This is a genomic window from Bradyrhizobium sp. STM 3557 (genome assembly GCF_045571465.1).
Taxonomy (GTDB): Bacteria; Pseudomonadota; Alphaproteobacteria; order Rhizobiales; family Xanthobacteraceae; genus Bradyrhizobium.
The window spans coordinates 2,467,284-2,483,170 of record NZ_CP120697.1 but is presented as its reverse complement, the minus strand read 5'-3'; the positions used below and the strand labels follow the sequence as shown (position 1 = coordinate 2,483,170).

Below are 15,887 nucleotides of genomic sequence, written 5' to 3'. Positions count from 1 at the left end.
TTACCCCGAGTCTCAGCTTGGCACGTTTGGTGCACGCCCTCATCGCCGGGAGCCTGTCAAAGTTCCGCGACATCATTGCGCGGGAATTGGATGGTCGCCACATCGTGAATGGCGCCGACAGCCCGGAATGCCGATAAGATGGGGATAGTTTAATTCAACGAATACAAGTGCTTCGGCCCGGGTCTAGCATCGGCGTCAAGGTAAGTTGGAGCGAATTCTCCTGCGCGGCGTCTATATAGGGCGCAGGACCCGTATGCAGCAGAGCCGGTAGGCGGCGACGGCTCGACGGTTCAACCTATGTGTGCACGTTGCCCAGCAAAGCACGAGGGCAGAAGGAGTGACAGGAATGGCTGACAGTGCCGAAAAGCTGGAAGATGCGATCGTCCGCTCGGCCGAGCAGGTCTCGGGCCAGATCCGCAGCGCGCGCGACGCGATCTCCGCGGTCATTTTCGGCCAGGAGCGCGTGGTCGAAAATACCCTGGTAACGATCCTCTCCGGCGGCCACGCGCTTCTGATCGGCGTCCCCGGCCTCGCCAAGACCAAGCTGGTCGAGACGCTCGGCGTCACGCTCGGGCTCGACGCCAAGCGGGTCCAGTTCACGCCGGACTTGATGCCGTCAGATATTCTGGGCGCCGAGGTGCTCGATGAGAGCACGGCGGGCAAGCGATCGTTTCGCTTCATCGCAGGTCCTGTGTTCGCGCAGCTTCTGATGGCCGACGAGATCAACCGCGCCAGCCCGCGCACGCAGTCGGCGCTGCTGCAGGCGATGCAGGAGCAGCACATCACGGTCGCCGGCGCGCGCCACGATCTGCCGAAGCCCTTCCATGTGCTCGCCACGCAAAACCCGCTGGAGCAGGAAGGCACCTATCCGCTGCCGGAAGCGCAGCTCGACCGCTTCCTGATGGAGATCGATGTCGACTATCCCAATCGCGATGCCGAGCGGCGCATCCTGTTCGAGACCACCGGCGCTGAGGAAAACACGGCCAAGGCGGCGATGAGCGCGGACGCACTGATCGCGGCCCAGCGGCTGGTGCGGCGATTGCCGGTCGGCGATTCCGTCGTCGAAGCAATCCTGTCGCTGGTGCGCTCGGCCCGTCCTGGCGAGGAAGCCGGCGACACCGGCAAGCTGATCGCGTGGGGCCCTGGCCCGCGCGCCAGCCAATCCCTGATGCTCGCGGTGCGCGCCCGCGCGCTGCTCGATGGCCGCCTCGCGCCGTCGATCGACGACGTGCTCGACCTCGCCGAGCCCGTGCTCAAGCACCGCATGGCGCTGACCTTCCCGGCCCGCGCCGAGGGCCGCACCGTTCCGGACGTGATCCGGCAATTGAAGAGTCGGATCGGTTGATGGCTGCAACGCACGCGCACGCCGACAAGGAGATCATCGCAATCCGGCGTGCCGACGGCGAGAGCCGAACGCTCGCCGCATCGTTGCCGCGCCTGGTGTTGGAAGCACGCCAGATCGCCGCGAACGTCATCCACGGCCTGCACGGCCGCAGGCGCGCCGGCGCCGGCGAAAGCTTTTGGCAATATCGCCGCTTCGTCTCCGGCGAGCCGTCGCAGCGCGTCGACTGGCGGCGCTCGGCGCGCGATGATCATCTCTATGTGCGCGAGCAGGAATGGGAGGCCGCGCATACGGTGTGGCTGTGGCCGGATCGCTCGCAATCAATGGCGTTCGCCTCGAAGGGTGCACGCGACAGCAAGCTCGAGCGCGCGCTGATCGTGACCTTTGCACTCGCCGAGCTCCTGGTCGCCGGCGGTGAGCGCGTCGGTATTCCCGGCCTGCTCAATCCGACTGCGAGCCGCAGCGTGATCGATAAGATCGCGCAGGCGATGCTGCATGATGATGCTGCGCGGCCGAGCCTGCCGCCCTCCTTCGTGCCGTCGGCGCTGGCCGAGATCGTGGTGCTGTCCGATTTCTGGTCGCCGATTACAGAGATCCGCACCATGCTGGCGGGCCTCTCGGCCTCGGGCGCGCATGGCGAACTGGTGCAGGTTGTCGATCCGGCGGAAGAGAGCTTCCCCTATGCCGGCCGCGTCGAGTTCGTCGAGCCCGAGGGTGGCGAGATGATCACGGCCGGGCGCGCCGAGAGCTGGGCCACGGACTACGTCGCCCGCGTGGCGCTGCATAGGGACCAGATCCGCGCCGAGACCGGCAAGCTCGACTGGCTGTTCACGACACATACGACCAGCCGCTCGGCCGCCGAGCTCTTGCTGTTCCTGCATGCCGGCATGACCACCAGCAGGGGCACGCACAGCAATGTCAAAGCGGGGCTTGGTAGATCGGGAATTGGCGCATGATGGGTCTGCCGCTGTCCTTTGCCGAGCCGCTGCTGCTGATCGGACTGGTCAGCCTTCCGGTGCTGTGGTGGCTGCTGCGGGTGATGCCGCCGCGGCCGCGGCGCATCGAGTTTCCACCAACCAAGCTGCTGTTCGACATCGCGCCGAGGGAAGAGACACCATCGCGCTCGCCCTGGTGGCTGACTTTGCTGCGACTGATCGCGGCAGCCCTGATCATCTTCGCCGCCGCCGGTCCGATCTGGAATCCGCGCAGCCAGGCGGCCGGCAGCAAGGCGCCTCTGGTGCTGCTGCTCGACGACAGCTGGAGCGCGGCCGCGAGCTGGGACGAGCGGATCAAGACCGCCGACGAGATGATCGCCAATGCCGACGCGGACCGCCGCGGCGTCGCGCTCGTGCCGCTGTTGGAGCCGAACCGCGACATCACCCTGATGCCGGCGGGTGCGGCGCGCGTCGCGCTGCGCCAACTCGCGCCCAAACCGTTCACGACCGACCGGACCGAGGCGCTGGCGCTGCTCGAGCGCTTCCTCAAGGCGACCGGCGATGCCGAGATCGTCTGGCTGTCGGATGGCGTCGATCCTGGCCACGGCAATGAGTTCGTCACCGGTCTCGCCAAGACCATCGGCGATCGCAGCCTGACGATCTATGACGGCGGCACGCTGTCGCCGCTGGCGCTTGCCGGCGCCGAGAACGCCGCGGCCAAGATGACGGTCAAGGTGCTGCGCGCGGACCTGTCGGTGCCGGGCGGCGTCGTCCGTGCGCTGGACGCCAAGGGCTCGCCGATCGCCGAGGCGCGCTTTGCCTTTGGTGCCGGCGCGCACGACACCGAGGCGAGCTTCGATCTGCCGGTCGAGCTGCGGAACGATATCAGCCGGCTCGAGATCGCGAACCAGCGCTCCGCCGGCGCGGTGCAATTGCTCGACAAACGCTGGCGGCGCCGCGCGGTCGGCATCGTCACCGGTGCGACCAGCGACACCGCGCAGCCGCTGCTAGCGCCGACCTTCTATCTGACCCGCGCATTACAGCCCTTCGCCGACCTGCGCCTCGGCGACCGCGGGGCGCCGCAGCAGGTGATCGCCCAGTTCCTGGATCAGAAGCTGCCGATGATCGTGATGGCCGACGTCGGCACGCTGTCGCCGGAGATCCGCGAGCGGCTCAACGCCTGGATCGAGAATGGCGGCGTGCTGGTGCGCTTCGCCGGACCGCGCCTGGCGCAGGGCGATGATGATCTCGTGCCGGTGAAGCTGCGTCGCGGCGGCCGCACGCTCGGCGGCAGCCTGACCTGGGAAAAGCCGCAGCATCTCGCCGCCTTCACCGCCGACGGACCGTTCGCAGGCCTCGCCGTGCCGAAGGATGTCACCGTCAGCCGCCAGGTGCTGGCCGAGCCTGACGCCGTGCTCGCGACCAAGAGCTGGGCCTCGCTGGAGGACGGCACGCCGCTCGTCACCGGCGAGCGTCGCGGCAAGGGCGTGATCAGCCTGTTCCACGTCAGCGCCGACATGCGCTGGTCGGACCTGCCGATGTCGGGCGCGATGGTCGAGATGCTCCGCCGCCTCGTCGATATGTCCGGCTATACCTCGACCCCCGGTGCCGGACCTGCCGGCCAGAGCGCAAAGGCCACCGTCGCGCCGCTGCACATCCTCGATGGTTTCGGCGCCTTTGGCCCGCCACCCTCCACCGCCAAGCCGCTGCCCGCCGACTTCAACGACCGCGCCTCGCTCGATCATCCACCCGGATTTTACGGCCCCGCCGACGGACCCATCGCAGTGAACACGCTTGCTCCCACCGATCGCATTGCTGCACTCGACACCTCCAGCCTGCGCGCCAATCGTGCCAGCTACAGCAATGCCGAGCCGCGCGATCTCCGGGGCATCCTGCTCTCCACCGCGCTGCTGCTGTTCCTAATCGATGCCGTCATCGTCGCCCTGCTCGGCGGCACCTTGGCCGCCTTGGTGCGGCGGCGCGCGGCAACGGCGGCGCTCGTCGCCCTTGCGATCCTTGGCGGCATGACGCTGTGGGCGCCCGCCCCCGTTCGAGCTGACCAGGCTAGTGATGAATTCGCCATGCGCGCGGTGTCGCAGACCCGGCTCGCTTATGTCGTCACCGGCAATGCCGACGTGGATTCGATCGTCAAGGCGGGCATGACCGGGCTCACGCTCTATCTCGCCCAGCGCACTGCGCTCGAGGCCGGCGATCCCGTCGGCGTCGATCCGGCCCATGACGAGCTCGCTTTCTTCCCGCTGATCTATTGGCCGATCGTGCCCGGCGCGCCGAAGCCGCCGCAGGACGCGATCAATAAGATCGACGCCTACATGAAGCAAGGCGGCACCGTGATCTTCGACACCCGCGACGCGATCGAAGCCGGGCCGGGCGACAATGGCGCGCAGCAGACACCGGGCATGCAGTCGCTGCGCGAGATCCTTTCCGCGCTCGACGTGCCGGAACTGGAGCCGGTGCCGCGCGAGCACGTGCTGACCAAGACGTTCTATCTGCTCCGCGACTTCCCCGGCCGCTTCACCTCGGGCCAGACCTGGGTCGAGGCGCTGCCGAAGGAGGACGAGGATGAGAGCGCCTCGCGGCCGGCCCGCGGCGGTGACGGCGTCTCGCCGATCATCATCACCTCCAACGACCTCGCCGGCGCCTGGGCGATCCGTCCCGACGGCCAGGCCATGCTGCCGCTGGTGCCCGGCGAGCCGCGGCAACGTGACTTCGCGTTCCGCGCCGGCGTCAACATCGTGATGTACACGCTGACCGGCAACTACAAGGCCGACCAGGTGCACGCGCCGGCGCTGATCGAGCGGCTCGGGCAATAGGTTTCAAACCATGAACTACGGCATCGCGTTCACGCCTCTCGTCCCGCCGCTCGTGCTGTGGCTCGCGCTCGGCGCCATCATCGTGATCGCAGCGGTTCTGCTGCTCGGCCGCTCGCGCGGGGCTGCTGTCCGCGTCGCGGCGCTGGCGCTGATCGCGCTGGCGCTCGCCAATCCCTCCTTCACGCGCGAGGACCGTGAGCCGCTGACCTCGGTCGCGGCCGTCGTGGTCGACAGGAGCCCCAGCCAGAATTTCGGCGACCGCAACAAGCAGACCGCGCAGGCGCAGGAGGCGTTGGTCGGCGAGCTCAAGAAGATCAAGGGCCTCGAGGTGCGCGTGGTCGAAGCCGGTCAGGCCGATGGCGAGACCGACGGCACGCATCTGTTCGGCGCGGTATCGTCGGCGCTGTCTGACGTGCCGGTCGATCGGGTCGCCGGCGCCTTCCTGATCACCGACGGTCGTGTGCATGACATTCCGGCCAATACGGCCGCGCTCGGCTTCCAGGCGCCGCTGCAGGCGCTGGTTACCGGTCAGCCGAATGAGCGCGACCGCCGCATCGCGATCACCGCGGCGCCGCGCTTCGGCATTGTCGGCCAGCCGCAGACCGTGACCTTCCGGCTCGACGACCAGGGCGTCAGCGGCGAGCATGCCAAGGTGGTGATCCGCAGGGACGGCGAGGTGATCAGCGAGCGCGATCTGACCAGCGGCCAGATTTCGAAGGTCGATGTCGACATCAAGCATGAGGGGCCGAACATCGTCGAGATCGAGGCCGCACCGCTCGCGGGCGAGCTGACGCCGGTCAACAACCGCGCCGTGGTGTCAATCGACGGCGTGCGCGACAAGCTGCGTGTGCTGCTCGTCTCGGGCGAGCCGCATTCGGGCGAGCGGACCTGGCGCAATCTGCTCAAGTCGGACGCCAGCGTCGACCTCGTGCACTTCACGATTCTGCGGCCGCCGGAGAAGCAGGACGGCACGCCGATCAACGAATTGTCGCTGATCGCCTTCCCGACCCGCGAGCTGTTCCAGCAGAAGATCAACGAATTCCAGCTGATCATCTTCGACCGTTACGCCCGCCAGGGCGTGCTGCCGATCGCCTATTTCGACAACATCGCGCGTTACGTGCGCAATGGCGGCGCGGTGCTGGTCTCCGCGGGACCGGACTATGCGTCGAACACCAGCATCTGGCGCACGCCGCTCGATTCGGTGCTGCCGGCCGAGCCGGTCGGCGTCACCGAGAAGCCGTTCTATGCGCATCTGTCGGATGCTGGCAAACGTCATCCGGTCACACGCGGGCTCGATGGCGCCGAGGCCGAGCCGCCGCATTGGAGCCGCTTCTTCCGCACAGTCGACACGCGCAATGCGACCAGCCCGCCGGTCATGACCGGCGCCGACGGCAAGCCGCTGCTCCTGCTCTCGCGATTCGGCGAAGGCCGCGTGGCGCTGCTGCTGACCGATCACATCTGGCTCTGGGCGCGCGGCTATGAGGGCGGCGGTCCGCATCTCGATCTGCTCCGGCGGATGTCGCATTGGCTGATGAAGCAGCCCGACCTCGATGAAGAGGCGCTGCGGCTGCAGGTGCAGGGCCACGATCTCGTCGTGATCAGGCAGACCATGGCCGACACCGTTCCGCCGGTGACGGTGACGTCGCCATCGGGTGCGACGCGCGAGCTGACGCTGACGCAAAGCGAGCCCGGCGAATGGCGCGCGAGCCTGCCGGCCAACGAGCTCGGCCTGTGGCAGGCCTCCGACGGCACACTGAAAGCCTTGATCAATGTCGGACCGACCAATCCGAAGGAGTTTTCCGAGGTCACCTCGACCACGGACACCTTGAAGCCGCTGGCACAGGCCACCGGCGGCGATGCGCGCCGCGTGGCGGACGGATCGAGCGTGGAGATCCCGCGCATCGTGCCGGTGCATTCCTCCTCGGTGTTCCGCGGCGATGGCTGGATGGGCGTGCGGATGCGCGATGCAAGCGTCGTGAAAGGCGTCGGCGTGCTGCCGATGTTCGCCGGCATCATCGGCCTCTTGCTCCTGCTCGGCGCCTTCGCCGCGACATGGCTGCGCGAGGGACGGTAATTGTCCGGTGCACATATTATGAGGCGCAGAAGCGCCGCTACAGATTCGGTGTCGTCCCGGCCTTGAGCCGGGACCCATAATCCCTAGTGGTAATCGGTTTGCGAGCTGGAGCTCCAGCCTTCGCAACAATCGATTGCGGTGTTTATGGGTCCCGGGTCGGCGCCCCTCCGGCGCTATGCGCCGTCGAGGCTGGCCCGGGACGCAACTGATAAAACTAGACCTCCGAGTGCCCAGCCCTACCGCGCGTAATCCCAATCCGGCCGAATTGCGCCCGAAACACCGTCGAAAGCGCCATCGACGAGTTCGGCGACTAGGATGCGATTGGTATCGACCGGGCCGGGCATGATCGCCCTGCCCTTCTCGACCTTCTTGAAGCCGACGCGGCTGTAATAGTCGAGATCGCCGACCAGCAGGATCAGGCGATGGCCCTTGTCCTTGGCACCAGTGATGGAGCGCTCCAGCAATGTGCGGCCGATGCCGTGCTTGCGGAACGGCGGCTCGACCGTCAGCGGTCCGAGCAGCAGCGCCTTGGTGTCACCGACGCAGATCGGCAATTGCCGCACCGAGCCGACCAGCAGCGTGCCGATATGGGCGGTGAAGGAGAGGTCGAGCAGATGGTCGACATGCTCGCGCACGCGATAGGCGCTGAGCACAAAGCGACCGGGCCCGAACGTGCGTTCGTGCAGCCGTTCGATCGCTATCGCATCGGACGGCTTTTCGGGTGCAATGGTGATGGAGAGATCGCTCATGACTGAGGCGCGGATTAGCATTTGCGGGCGGCGCGGTCCATCGCGCAGTCAAGCCCTCGCGCCGTCATCCGGGCAAAACCGGATCAGCCGCCGAGGCGCGGCTGCGAGAGGTAGGCGAGCAGCTTCATCTCGCGCCGGCCGCGCGTCACGGTGTCCAGCACCAGCCCTGATGAGGCGGACAGCAGCGCAACGATCATCAGGCCCATCGACAGCACCGCGGTCGGCAGCCGCGGAACCAGCCCGGTCTCGATGAAGGTGACGAAGATCGGGACCGCGAAGCCGATCGAGAGCAGGGCCAGGAAGATTCCGATCGCGGTGAAGAAGCGCAGCGGCTTCTCCGACCGGTAGAGCTTCAGGATGGTACCCAGAATGCGAAAGCCGTCGCGCCAGGTGTTGAGCTTGGACACCGAGCCTTCGGGACGCGCGTAATAGGGCGTCGCGACCTCGGCAACGGGAAGCGCGAGCTCCAGCGCATGCACGCTGAGCTCGGTCTCGATCTCGAAACCATCCGACAGCACGGGAAAGGATTTGACGAAGCGGCGCGAGAACACCCGGTAGCCGGAGAGAATGTCCTTGAAGGCCTGTCCGAACACCTCGGCCAAGAACCGCGTCAGCATCCAGTTGCCGGTGCGGTGCCCCATGCGGTAGGCGGCCTGCTCCTGGTCGACCCTCAGGCCCACGACCATGTCGAGATGCTCGTCCACCAGCCGCTCGATCATGCGCGGCGCGCTCGGCGCATCATAGGTGGCATCGCCATCGACCAGCACATAGACGTCGGCGTCGATGTCGGCAAACATGCGGCGAACCACGTGACCCTTGCCCTGTCGCCGCTCGCTGCGCACCTCGGCACCGGCCTCGCGCGCGACCGCAATGGTCCGATCCTTCGAATTGTTGTCGTAAACGTAAACGGTCGCGGTCGGCAGCGCCTGCTTGAATCCCTTCACGACGGCGGCAACGGCCGCCTCCTCATTGTAGCAGGGCACCAGAACGGCAATGCGCAGCGACGACGGTATCATGACCCGATTCCCCCGTCAGAACCTGCACTCATTCGGTGCAAAAAGTCATAACGCGTACCGGCGAGCGGCTGTTATGGCGACCGCCAGGTCGGGATGGGCTTAACGCCGCGTAACACCTCCGCGATCCGCAAGCGGGTGCCGAGCGTGGTGTCGTCCGGCAGCGCATTGGCAGCGAAGAAACCGGTCGCGATGATCTCGTGGTTGGGCTCGGGCGGCCGGTCCTGCGTAAACGCCTTGATAACGAACACAGCGACGTGGTCGCGCCGTGAGACGTGGCTGTTGAGGAAGATGCCGTGCAACACCGGCTCGCCGGCGAGTTCGATGCGTCCCTCCTCGGCCAGCTCGCGCCTCAACGCCTCGGCAAAGGTCTCGCCGACCTCGACCCCGCCGCCCGGCAGATGCCAGCCGGCGACATAGCTATGCTTGACAAGGAACACGCGATTCTCGGCATCGAGCACGACGCCGCGCACGCCGAGGGTCATACCGCGCGCAAAGCGCCAATAGAGGTGGAAGACGTGGCGCAACCAGGGCTCGAGCCTCGATCGCCAACCGTCCTGAACTGCCGTCATGCGTCCTGCTCTCGTTAACCTTGCGCTCGCGCGCCTGCCTTGCCAATACAGGATCGAACCCGGAAGGACAGCCCTGATGGCAACGCTGCGGATCGTAAGCGACGGGAACGAATGATGGCGGCGTTCACCCTCGCCCATCTCTCCGACCCGCATCTGCCGCCACTACCGAGGCCCAGCTTGCGCGAACTCGCCAGCAAGCGTGCGCTCGGCTATCTGAACTGGACGCGCAACCGGCACAAATATCACCGCCGCGAGGTGCTCGACCTCTTGGTCTCCGACCTGCGGGCCCAAGTGCCGGACCAGATCGCCGTGACTGGCGATCTCGTAAATCTGGCGCTTGAAGCGGAGTTCGCGGAGGTCGCGGCCTGGCTCGAGGGTGTTGGTCCGCCGGATCAGGTCACCGCGATTCCCGGCAATCACGACGCCTATGTGCGCGCGACCAGCCATCTGTTTGCCGAGAGCTTTGCGAGCTACATCGACGGCGACGGCAGCCTGCCCGGCCTGCCGGTCTTCCCTGCCGTGCGCCGCCGCGGCCCGCTGGCACTGATCAGCCTGTCCTCGGCGGTGCCGACGTTGCCTTTGATGGCGACGGGCACGCTGGGGGCGGACCAGCTTGCGGCACTGGAACGGCTGCTGATCGAACTCGCCGCCGGCGACGCTTTCCGTGTGCTGCTGGTGCATCATCCGCTGCGCTCGACGTCGCACATGAAGCGGCTCACCGACGCAGCGGATCTGATCGCACTGCTCAAGCGCTATGGCGTCGAGCTCGTGCTGCACGGCCACGACCATGTCCATTCGACGATCTGGATCGACGGCCCGGAGCGGCAGATTCCCGTGATCGGCGTGCCGTCGGCCTCCGCAGTGGCGCATGGCCATCATCCGGCAGCCGCCTACAACCTGTTTGCCATTCGCCGCGAAGGCAACGGCTGGCGTTGCGAGCAGACCGTGCGCGCGGTCAACGAGGCGCTGCGAATGCGCGAGATCCGGCAAGTCCAACTGTTCTGACCGACCCCATCGCTAATGCACAGCGGTCAGCGGCTTTTCGTACCGGCAGGTGCATCGTCCGAGAAGAACGGAACAAGCGCCGCGATCACCTCATCAGGACAATCCTCGGCTTGAAGATGGCCGCCGCTCGTGGCGCGGCCCGTCACGTTGTCGGCCCAAGAGTCCCAGATCGCCATGCGATCGGCAAGGTTCTGGGAGCCTGAGCAGATGACGAGAATCGGGCAATCAAGCTTGCGGCCGGCCGCACGATCGGCTTGATCACAAGCAAGATCTTCATCCAGCGCGGCCCGATAGTCCTCGCAGATCGCGTGTTGCACCGATGGATTGCGAAAAGCGAGGCGGTAAGCCTCTCGGGCCGGCGGCTCGATCACGCTGTCACTGCCTGCCTCCATGAGCGTGAGGGCATGATCGAGCACAGCGTCAGGTGCCGCAGCGAGCAGGCGCTCCGGCAGATCTGCCTGCTGCGCCAGCCAGAACCAGTGATAGGCCTGATGCGCAAAGTTGTAGTCGACCGCCGCCATCGCATCGAGCGTTGGAACGACCGTCAACGAGGCAAACCGGCTGACCACGCCGGGATGATCGAGCGCAAGACGATAGCCGGCGCGCGCGCCGCGATCGTGCCCCGCGAGAGCGAAGCGGTCATGGCCAAGCGCCCGCATCAAAGCAACCAGAGCCTTGCCGACTCGCCGCTTGGTCCAGCGTGGCAGCATCGTCTCCGGCCGGCTTGCGCCATAGCCCGGCAGATCGGGAATGATGAGCGTGTGATCGCGGGCGAGCGCCGGCGCCACCTTGCGCCAGGCGATATGCGTTTGCGGATAGCCGTGAAGCAGCAGCAGCGGCGGACCGGCGCCGCCGGTCACGCCAGCGAAGCGCACCCCGCCGGCATCGATGTCGAGACGTTCAAAGCCTGGAAAGAATGCGGGCGCTTCTGCCATCTTGATCCTCAGCCCCGCGCCACTTCTGTCACGAACGCGGCGAGCTCACGGTTGAAGCGCGCCGGCTCCTCATAGAACGGACTATGTCCGCTCTCGGCAAAGATGGACAGACGACTGCCGGGATGCAGCGCCTTGATCCGCTCGGACATGGCCACGCGCACCAGCCGGTCATGACGTCCATGCGTCAGCAGGATCGGGCCGGCGTAGGCCTTAAAGACGGGCTCGAGATCCGGCGTTGCCGTCTTCACGAAGCCCTCGCCGACCGCACGCGCCGTCATGCCGTTGACGACCAGCATGCGCTGAAGCTCGGGACCGGTCGGCGCTTGATGAAAGCAGGCCGCAAGAAACTTCGCTGTCTCGGCCGTCCTCTCGGCCAGGTCATGCGATGTGGTGGTTCGCGCAAAGGTGCCCGCGAGCGGAGTCAGCAGCTCGGGCGCAAGCTTGGTCACAGCATCAACGAGATTGAGGCCTGCGACTTGCGCCCCGCCGTGGGATTTCAGGTAGCCGCCGGCCACGAAACCACCAAGCGACCAGCCCACGAGCACGGGACGGCGAAGCTTCGCCGCTGTGACCACCGCAGCGACGTCGTCGCCCCAACGGTCCGCGTCGGCATAGGCTTCTGGCGCTGCCGGCTTGTCCGAGTCGCCATGGCCGCGCAAATCGAACCGGACCAGGCGGAAGCCCGCCAGCGTTTCGTCGGCAAACTGCTTGTCCCAGCTCAGCCGGCTCTGCCTGAGGCCATGGATGAACAGGATCTCCGGCGCCTGTGGATCGCCCTTCGCCTCGCCCACCAGCATCGTGCCGTCCGTCGAGCGGACGGAGAAAGTCTCGCGTCCGCTCCGCGGCTCGGCAGCCCTTAGCGGGGCGCCGGCAGCGGCCAGAGCGGTGGCTCCTGCGCCGAGCAGCAGGCGTCGTCGATCGATCGAATTCCGCGAGCTCATCTTGTCATTCCATTTGTTTAGCGATCGATAAACATTAAGCGCTTGCGGTTGGAGGTCAACTGCCTAATCTGACGAACATGGCTGCATCCCCGAGCAAACGTGGCGAACCATCATGCCGGTCCCGCGGCCGGCAACCGACATTCGATCGCTACGAGGCGCTGGATACAGCGCTCGATCTGTTCTGGCGCCACGGATATGACGGCGTGAGCATTGCCGATCTGACGGGCGCGATGGGCATCGCTGCCGCCAGTCTCTATCACGCGTTCGGCAGCAAGGCCGACCTCTACCGCGAGGTGCTGCGCCGCTATGGCTCCGGCGGCAGCATCAGCCTGGAGGAGATTGCGAGCGCGCCATCCAGCTTTGAGGCCGTCCGCCGGATGCTCGACGGCGGCATCGCAGCCGTGACCGCGTCGGGCAAGCCGCTGGGGTGCATGGTGTCGAGCGGCATGCTCATGACATCGGCCGAGAACGCAGGCCTCGCGGCAGAGCTCAAGGCGATCCGGACGGCATCGCGCAAGGCGCTGGAGCGGCGCATCGCGCGCGATGTCAAAGCGGGCGTTCTGCCGGCAGCGACGGATGCAGCTGCGCTGGCGCGGTTTTTCGCAACAATCCTGCAGGGCCTGTCTGTTCAGGCCTTGGATGGCGCGACAGCCACTGAGCTTCGCGCCGTGGCGGCCGCGGCTTTGCGGGCCTGGCCGAGCGCACCGTCAGGCCTGCTGTAGCGCCGCGTAGAGCGCAGCGCCGAACAGCGTTAGCGCGCCGAGCAGGAAGCCGAGCAGGAACAGCCACAGGCCGCGGCCGCGCCGGCGTTTCGGAGGTTCGGCGATCGGCGCTGCAACGGCCTCGCGCGGCGGGCTGAAAGCACGCTCACGCTCGACCATGCGCCGCGCGACATAGTCGGTCACCGCCTGCACGATGGCGCCGACATCGTGCGATTCCGCGATCACGATGCGGCCGTTGCGGGTGTCCTGCACAAAGCGGTACTGCCGCTTGTCGCGGCCCATCGCGACATGGGCCACCACGTCGAGCCACAGCCGCGGCGTCTCGCCCTGGCTGATGCCGCGGTCGAACAGATCGATCTGATCCGGGATCTCGCGAAACAAAGGATCGAGCGCCTCGTTCAGGATCTCCAGCCGCGCCACTTCGGCATCGCGCAGGTCGACCACGACGCCGGTGCGGTCGGCGGCCTCGATCCGCGCCTGCCGCAAAGCCTCGCGCAACCGCATCGGTCGGGGCTCATTGGTAGGATCGATCGGGCCGTTGGACGCCTCGGACATGGATCGGCCTTCATTTCGACGGACTTTCGCCCCGGCAGCCTATCAGCTCGGCTATTTTCCGCAAATCCCCCATTTTCCAATTGGTTACCGGCCAAAGACGTAAGCGGCCCCACCCGGTGCAACCGGATGAGACCGCCTCGTCCTTGGGCTTATTCTTGCACGTGGTCCGACCGGAACTACCGAGACGGACCAAATGAGATACCCGGCAACGCTTTTTAAGTGGCTGGCGCGCGCTGCGGCTCCTCGACGATCGAGAAGCGCACGCCGGCCTTGTGGCGGCTCTCCTCCGACACCTCGCGCCAGCAGTCCTCGGCCTCCTTGCGGGTCTTGAACGGACCCTTCACCTGGGCCGAGCCTTCCACCAGCTTGTGGAAGTTCATCGAGCCGAACTCGCCGCCGATCACCCAGAAATTGCTGCCTGTCGTCATCGTCAGTCTCCTGTTAGCCAAGGGGATTGCTAGCCGAACTGGTTCATCGTGTTGTGGACGCCGCCCGCCTTCAGCGCGGCCTCGCCTGCGAAATACTCTTTGTGGTCGTCGCCGATATCCGAGCCGGCCATGTTCTGATGCTTGACGCAGGCGATGCCCTGACGGATCTCCGCGCGCTGCACGTTTTTCACATAGCCCAGCATGCCCTGCTCGCCGAAATATTCCCTCGCGAGATTGTCGGTCGACAGCGCGGCCGTGTGATAGGTCGGCAGCGTGATCAGGTGGTGGAAGATGCCGGCGCGCTTGGCCGAATCCGCCTGGAAAGTGCGGATGCGCTCGTCGGCCTCGATCGCCAGCGGCGTGTTGTCATACTCGGCCTTCATCAGCTCGGCACGATTGTACTGGCTGACGTCCTTGCCGGCTTCCTTCATCGCGTCGTAGACCTGCTGGCGGAAGTTGAGGGTCCAGTTGAACGATGGCGAGTTGTTGTAGGCGAGCTTCGCGTTCGGGATCACCTCGCGAATGCGATCGACCATCTTGGCGATCTGCTCGATATGCGGCTTCTCGGTCTCAATCCAGAGCAGGTCAGCGCCGTTCTGCAGCGAGGTGATGCAGTCGAGCACGCAGCGGTCCTCACCGGTGCCGGGTCGGAACTGATAGAGGTTGGAGGGCAGCCGCTTCGGACGCATCATCTTGCCGTTCCGGTTGATGATGACATCGCCGTTGCGGGCATTGGCGGCCGTCACTTCCTCGCAGTCCAGGAAGCTGTTGTACTGATCGCCGATATCGCCGGGCTTGTGGCTGACCGCGATCTGCTGCGTGAGCCCGGCGCCGAGCGAGTCGGTGCGGGTCACGATGATGCCGTCCTCGACGCCGAGCTCCAGGAAGGCATGGCGGCAGGCGCGGATCTTCGCCAGGAACACCTCGTGCGGCACCGTGACCTTGCCGTCCTGATGACCACACTGCTTCTCGTCGGAGACTTGGTTCTCGATCTGCAGGGCGCAGGCGCCCGCCTCGATCATCTTCTTGGCGAGCAGATAGGTCGCCTCGGCATTGCCGAAGCCGGCATCGATGTCGGCGATGACGGGCACGACGTGGGTCTGGAAGTTGTCGATCTTCTCGATCAGCTCCTTCTCCCTAGTCTTGTCGCCTTCCTTGCGCGCCTTGTCGAGCGCACGGAAAATATCGTTCAGCTCGCGGGAATCGGCCTGGCGCAGGAAGGTATAGAGCTCCTCGATCAGCGCCGGCACCGCGGTCTTTTCGTGCATCGACTGGTCGGGAAGCGGCCCGAATTCCGAACGGAGTGCTGCGATCATCCAGCCCGAGAGATACAGATAGCGGCGATCGGTGGTGCCGAAGTGCTTCTTGACCGAGATCAGCTTCTGCTGCGCGATGAAGCCGTGCCAGCAGCCGAGCGACTGGGTGTACTTGGTGGGATCGGCATCATAGGCTGCCATGTCGGCGCGCATCAGCGCCGCGGTGTAACGGGCGACGTCGAGGCCGGTCTTGAATCGGTTCTGCAGACGCATGCGCGCCACGGCCTCGGCGGTGACGCCGTTCCAGGTCGGGTTGGCTTTGAGTAGCGCTTCGGCGGCCGCGACCTCGCTCGAATAAGAAGCCGGCCCCTGGACAGCCTTCTCACTGATCCCGCGTGGCTGGTAATTCATGTGCTTGATCCTTTCGACAATCGGTTCGCAATGTCGACAATTTTGACAGTGCATTGCGAAATGCGTGTCGGAAGCTAAACGCGAATCTCAGCCGTTCGGATAGATGCCTTGATTTCAA

At 66.0% G+C, this 15,887-nt stretch carries 15 protein-coding genes; 6 read left to right on the top strand and 9 right to left on the bottom strand.

Going from position 1 to position 15,887, the window contains the following annotated elements; translation table 11 throughout:
- Positions 1 to 346 precede the first annotated feature (346 nt).
- Genes P6U24_RS11265 through P6U24_RS11250 form a run of 4 tightly spaced genes read left to right on the top strand, consistent with a single transcriptional unit; the run spans position 347 to position 7,182 of the window.
- On the top strand, positions 347 to 1,345 hold the full coding sequence (locus P6U24_RS11265) for an AAA family ATPase (protein WP_407159189.1): 999 nt from the start codon (positions 347 to 349) through the stop codon (positions 1,343 to 1,345).
- Positions 1,345 to 2,298, top strand: coding sequence for a DUF58 domain-containing protein (locus P6U24_RS11260; protein WP_407159188.1), 954 nt, complete (start codon positions 1,345 to 1,347; stop codon positions 2,296 to 2,298). Before P6U24_RS11265 ends, P6U24_RS11260 begins: the two co-directional genes overlap by 1 nt.
- Positions 2,295 to 5,108 (top strand): DUF4159 domain-containing protein, encoded by a 2,814-nt coding sequence (locus P6U24_RS11255; protein ID WP_407159187.1) that lies wholly within the window; start codon positions 2,295 to 2,297, stop codon positions 5,106 to 5,108. The genes P6U24_RS11260 and P6U24_RS11255 overlap by 4 nt, the downstream gene beginning before the upstream one ends.
- Positions 5,109 to 5,118: 10 nt before the next feature.
- On the top strand, positions 5,119 to 7,182 hold the full coding sequence (locus tag P6U24_RS11250) for a hypothetical protein (RefSeq protein WP_407159186.1): 2,064 nt from the start codon (positions 5,119 to 5,121) through the stop codon (positions 7,180 to 7,182).
- 236 nt (positions 7,183 to 7,418) lie between these two features.
- On the opposite strand, the gene P6U24_RS11245 is transcribed toward P6U24_RS11250, so the two are convergent.
- From P6U24_RS11245 to P6U24_RS11235, 3 genes are all read right to left on the bottom strand, one after another.
- A complete protein-coding gene (locus P6U24_RS11245; RefSeq protein ID WP_407159185.1) occupies positions 7,419 to 7,931 on the bottom strand; it encodes a GNAT family N-acetyltransferase in 513 nt (170 codons plus the stop codon).
- Between the two features lie 83 nt (positions 7,932 to 8,014).
- A complete protein-coding gene (locus P6U24_RS11240) occupies positions 8,015 to 8,947 on the bottom strand; it encodes a glycosyltransferase family 2 protein (RefSeq protein ID WP_407159184.1) in 933 nt (310 codons plus the stop codon).
- A 71-nt stretch (positions 8,948 to 9,018) separates the two neighbouring features.
- Complete coding sequence (locus tag P6U24_RS11235; RefSeq protein WP_407159183.1) at positions 9,019 to 9,516, bottom strand: NUDIX domain-containing protein; 498 nt, start codon at positions 9,514 to 9,516, stop codon at positions 9,019 to 9,021.
- Between the two features lie 114 nt (positions 9,517 to 9,630).
- On the opposite strand from P6U24_RS11235, the gene P6U24_RS11230 reads away from it, so the two are divergent.
- Positions 9,631 to 10,521, top strand: coding sequence for a metallophosphoesterase family protein (locus tag P6U24_RS11230; RefSeq protein ID WP_407159182.1), 891 nt, complete (start codon positions 9,631 to 9,633; stop codon positions 10,519 to 10,521).
- A 26-nt stretch (positions 10,522 to 10,547) separates the two neighbouring features.
- Here the strand turns inward: P6U24_RS11230 and P6U24_RS11225 are convergent, their stop codons facing one another.
- The 3 genes from P6U24_RS11225 to P6U24_RS11215 all read right to left on the bottom strand — a co-directional run bounded on the left by P6U24_RS11225 (position 10,548) and on the right by P6U24_RS11215 (position 12,657).
- Entirely contained in the window at positions 10,548 to 11,456 is a 909-nt protein-coding gene (locus P6U24_RS11225; protein WP_407159181.1) for an alpha/beta fold hydrolase, read from the bottom strand.
- A gap of 8 nt (positions 11,457 to 11,464) precedes the next feature.
- Entirely contained in the window at positions 11,465 to 12,397 is a 933-nt protein-coding gene (locus tag P6U24_RS11220; protein ID WP_407159180.1) for an alpha/beta fold hydrolase, read from the bottom strand.
- A gap of 110 nt (positions 12,398 to 12,507) precedes the next feature.
- Positions 12,508 to 12,657, bottom strand: a complete 150-nt coding sequence (locus P6U24_RS11215) for a PHP-associated domain-containing protein (protein WP_407159179.1) — start codon at positions 12,655 to 12,657, stop codon at positions 12,508 to 12,510.
- Here P6U24_RS11215 and P6U24_RS11210 point away from each other — a divergent pair.
- The gene (locus tag P6U24_RS11210; RefSeq protein ID WP_407159178.1) at positions 12,601 to 13,119 is read left to right on the top strand and encodes a TetR/AcrR family transcriptional regulator; all 519 of its coding nucleotides are present in this window, start codon (positions 12,601 to 12,603) and stop codon (positions 13,117 to 13,119) included. The two genes, P6U24_RS11215 and P6U24_RS11210, sit on opposite strands and share 57 nt — an antisense overlap.
- On the opposite strand, the gene P6U24_RS11205 is transcribed toward P6U24_RS11210, so the two are convergent.
- From P6U24_RS11205 to P6U24_RS11195, 3 genes are all read right to left on the bottom strand, one after another.
- Positions 13,105 to 13,674: a hypothetical protein gene (locus P6U24_RS11205; protein WP_407159177.1), complete on the bottom strand. Its 570-nt coding sequence runs from the start codon at positions 13,672 to 13,674 to the stop codon at positions 13,105 to 13,107. The genes P6U24_RS11210 and P6U24_RS11205 overlap by 15 nt on opposite strands.
- Positions 13,675 to 13,889: 215 nt before the next feature.
- On the bottom strand, positions 13,890 to 14,102 hold the full coding sequence (locus P6U24_RS11200) for a hypothetical protein (protein ID WP_407159176.1): 213 nt from the start codon (positions 14,100 to 14,102) through the stop codon (positions 13,890 to 13,892).
- A gap of 29 nt (positions 14,103 to 14,131) precedes the next feature.
- A complete protein-coding gene (locus tag P6U24_RS11195) occupies positions 14,132 to 15,769 on the bottom strand; it encodes an isocitrate lyase (protein ID WP_407159175.1) in 1,638 nt (545 codons plus the stop codon).
- Positions 15,770 to 15,887: the final 118 nt, after the last annotated feature.

What these genes read in the sequence shown, in the direction of transcription:
- P6U24_RS11195 (WP_407159175.1), bottom strand. Translation starts at nt 15,769, where the DNA reads ATGAATTACCAGCCACGCGGGATCAGTGAGAAGGCTGTCCAGGGGCCG.
- P6U24_RS11245 (WP_407159185.1), bottom strand. Translation starts at nt 7,931, where the DNA reads ATGAGCGATCTCTCCATCACCATTGCACCCGAAAAGCCGTCCGATGCG.
- P6U24_RS11205 (WP_407159177.1), bottom strand. Translation starts at nt 13,674, where the DNA reads ATGTCCGAGGCGTCCAACGGCCCGATCGATCCTACCAATGAGCCCCGA.
- P6U24_RS11225 (WP_407159181.1), bottom strand. Translation starts at nt 11,456, where the DNA reads ATGGCAGAAGCGCCCGCATTCTTTCCAGGCTTTGAACGTCTCGACATC.
- P6U24_RS11240 (WP_407159184.1), bottom strand. Translation starts at nt 8,947, where the DNA reads ATGATACCGTCGTCGCTGCGCATTGCCGTTCTGGTGCCCTGCTACAAT.
- P6U24_RS11230 (WP_407159182.1), top strand. Translation starts at nt 9,631, where the DNA reads ATGGCGGCGTTCACCCTCGCCCATCTCTCCGACCCGCATCTGCCGCCA.
- P6U24_RS11255 (WP_407159187.1), top strand. Translation starts at nt 2,295, where the DNA reads ATGATGGGTCTGCCGCTGTCCTTTGCCGAGCCGCTGCTGCTGATCGGA.
- P6U24_RS11235 (WP_407159183.1), bottom strand. Translation starts at nt 9,516, where the DNA reads ATGACGGCAGTTCAGGACGGTTGGCGATCGAGGCTCGAGCCCTGGTTG.
- P6U24_RS11200 (WP_407159176.1), bottom strand. Translation starts at nt 14,102, where the DNA reads ATGACGACAGGCAGCAATTTCTGGGTGATCGGCGGCGAGTTCGGCTCG.
- P6U24_RS11220 (WP_407159180.1), bottom strand. Translation starts at nt 12,397, where the DNA reads ATGAGCTCGCGGAATTCGATCGATCGACGACGCCTGCTGCTCGGCGCA.
- P6U24_RS11250 (WP_407159186.1), top strand. Translation starts at nt 5,119, where the DNA reads ATGAACTACGGCATCGCGTTCACGCCTCTCGTCCCGCCGCTCGTGCTG.
- P6U24_RS11260 (WP_407159188.1), top strand. Translation starts at nt 1,345, where the DNA reads ATGGCTGCAACGCACGCGCACGCCGACAAGGAGATCATCGCAATCCGG.
- P6U24_RS11265 (WP_407159189.1), top strand. Translation starts at nt 347, where the DNA reads ATGGCTGACAGTGCCGAAAAGCTGGAAGATGCGATCGTCCGCTCGGCC.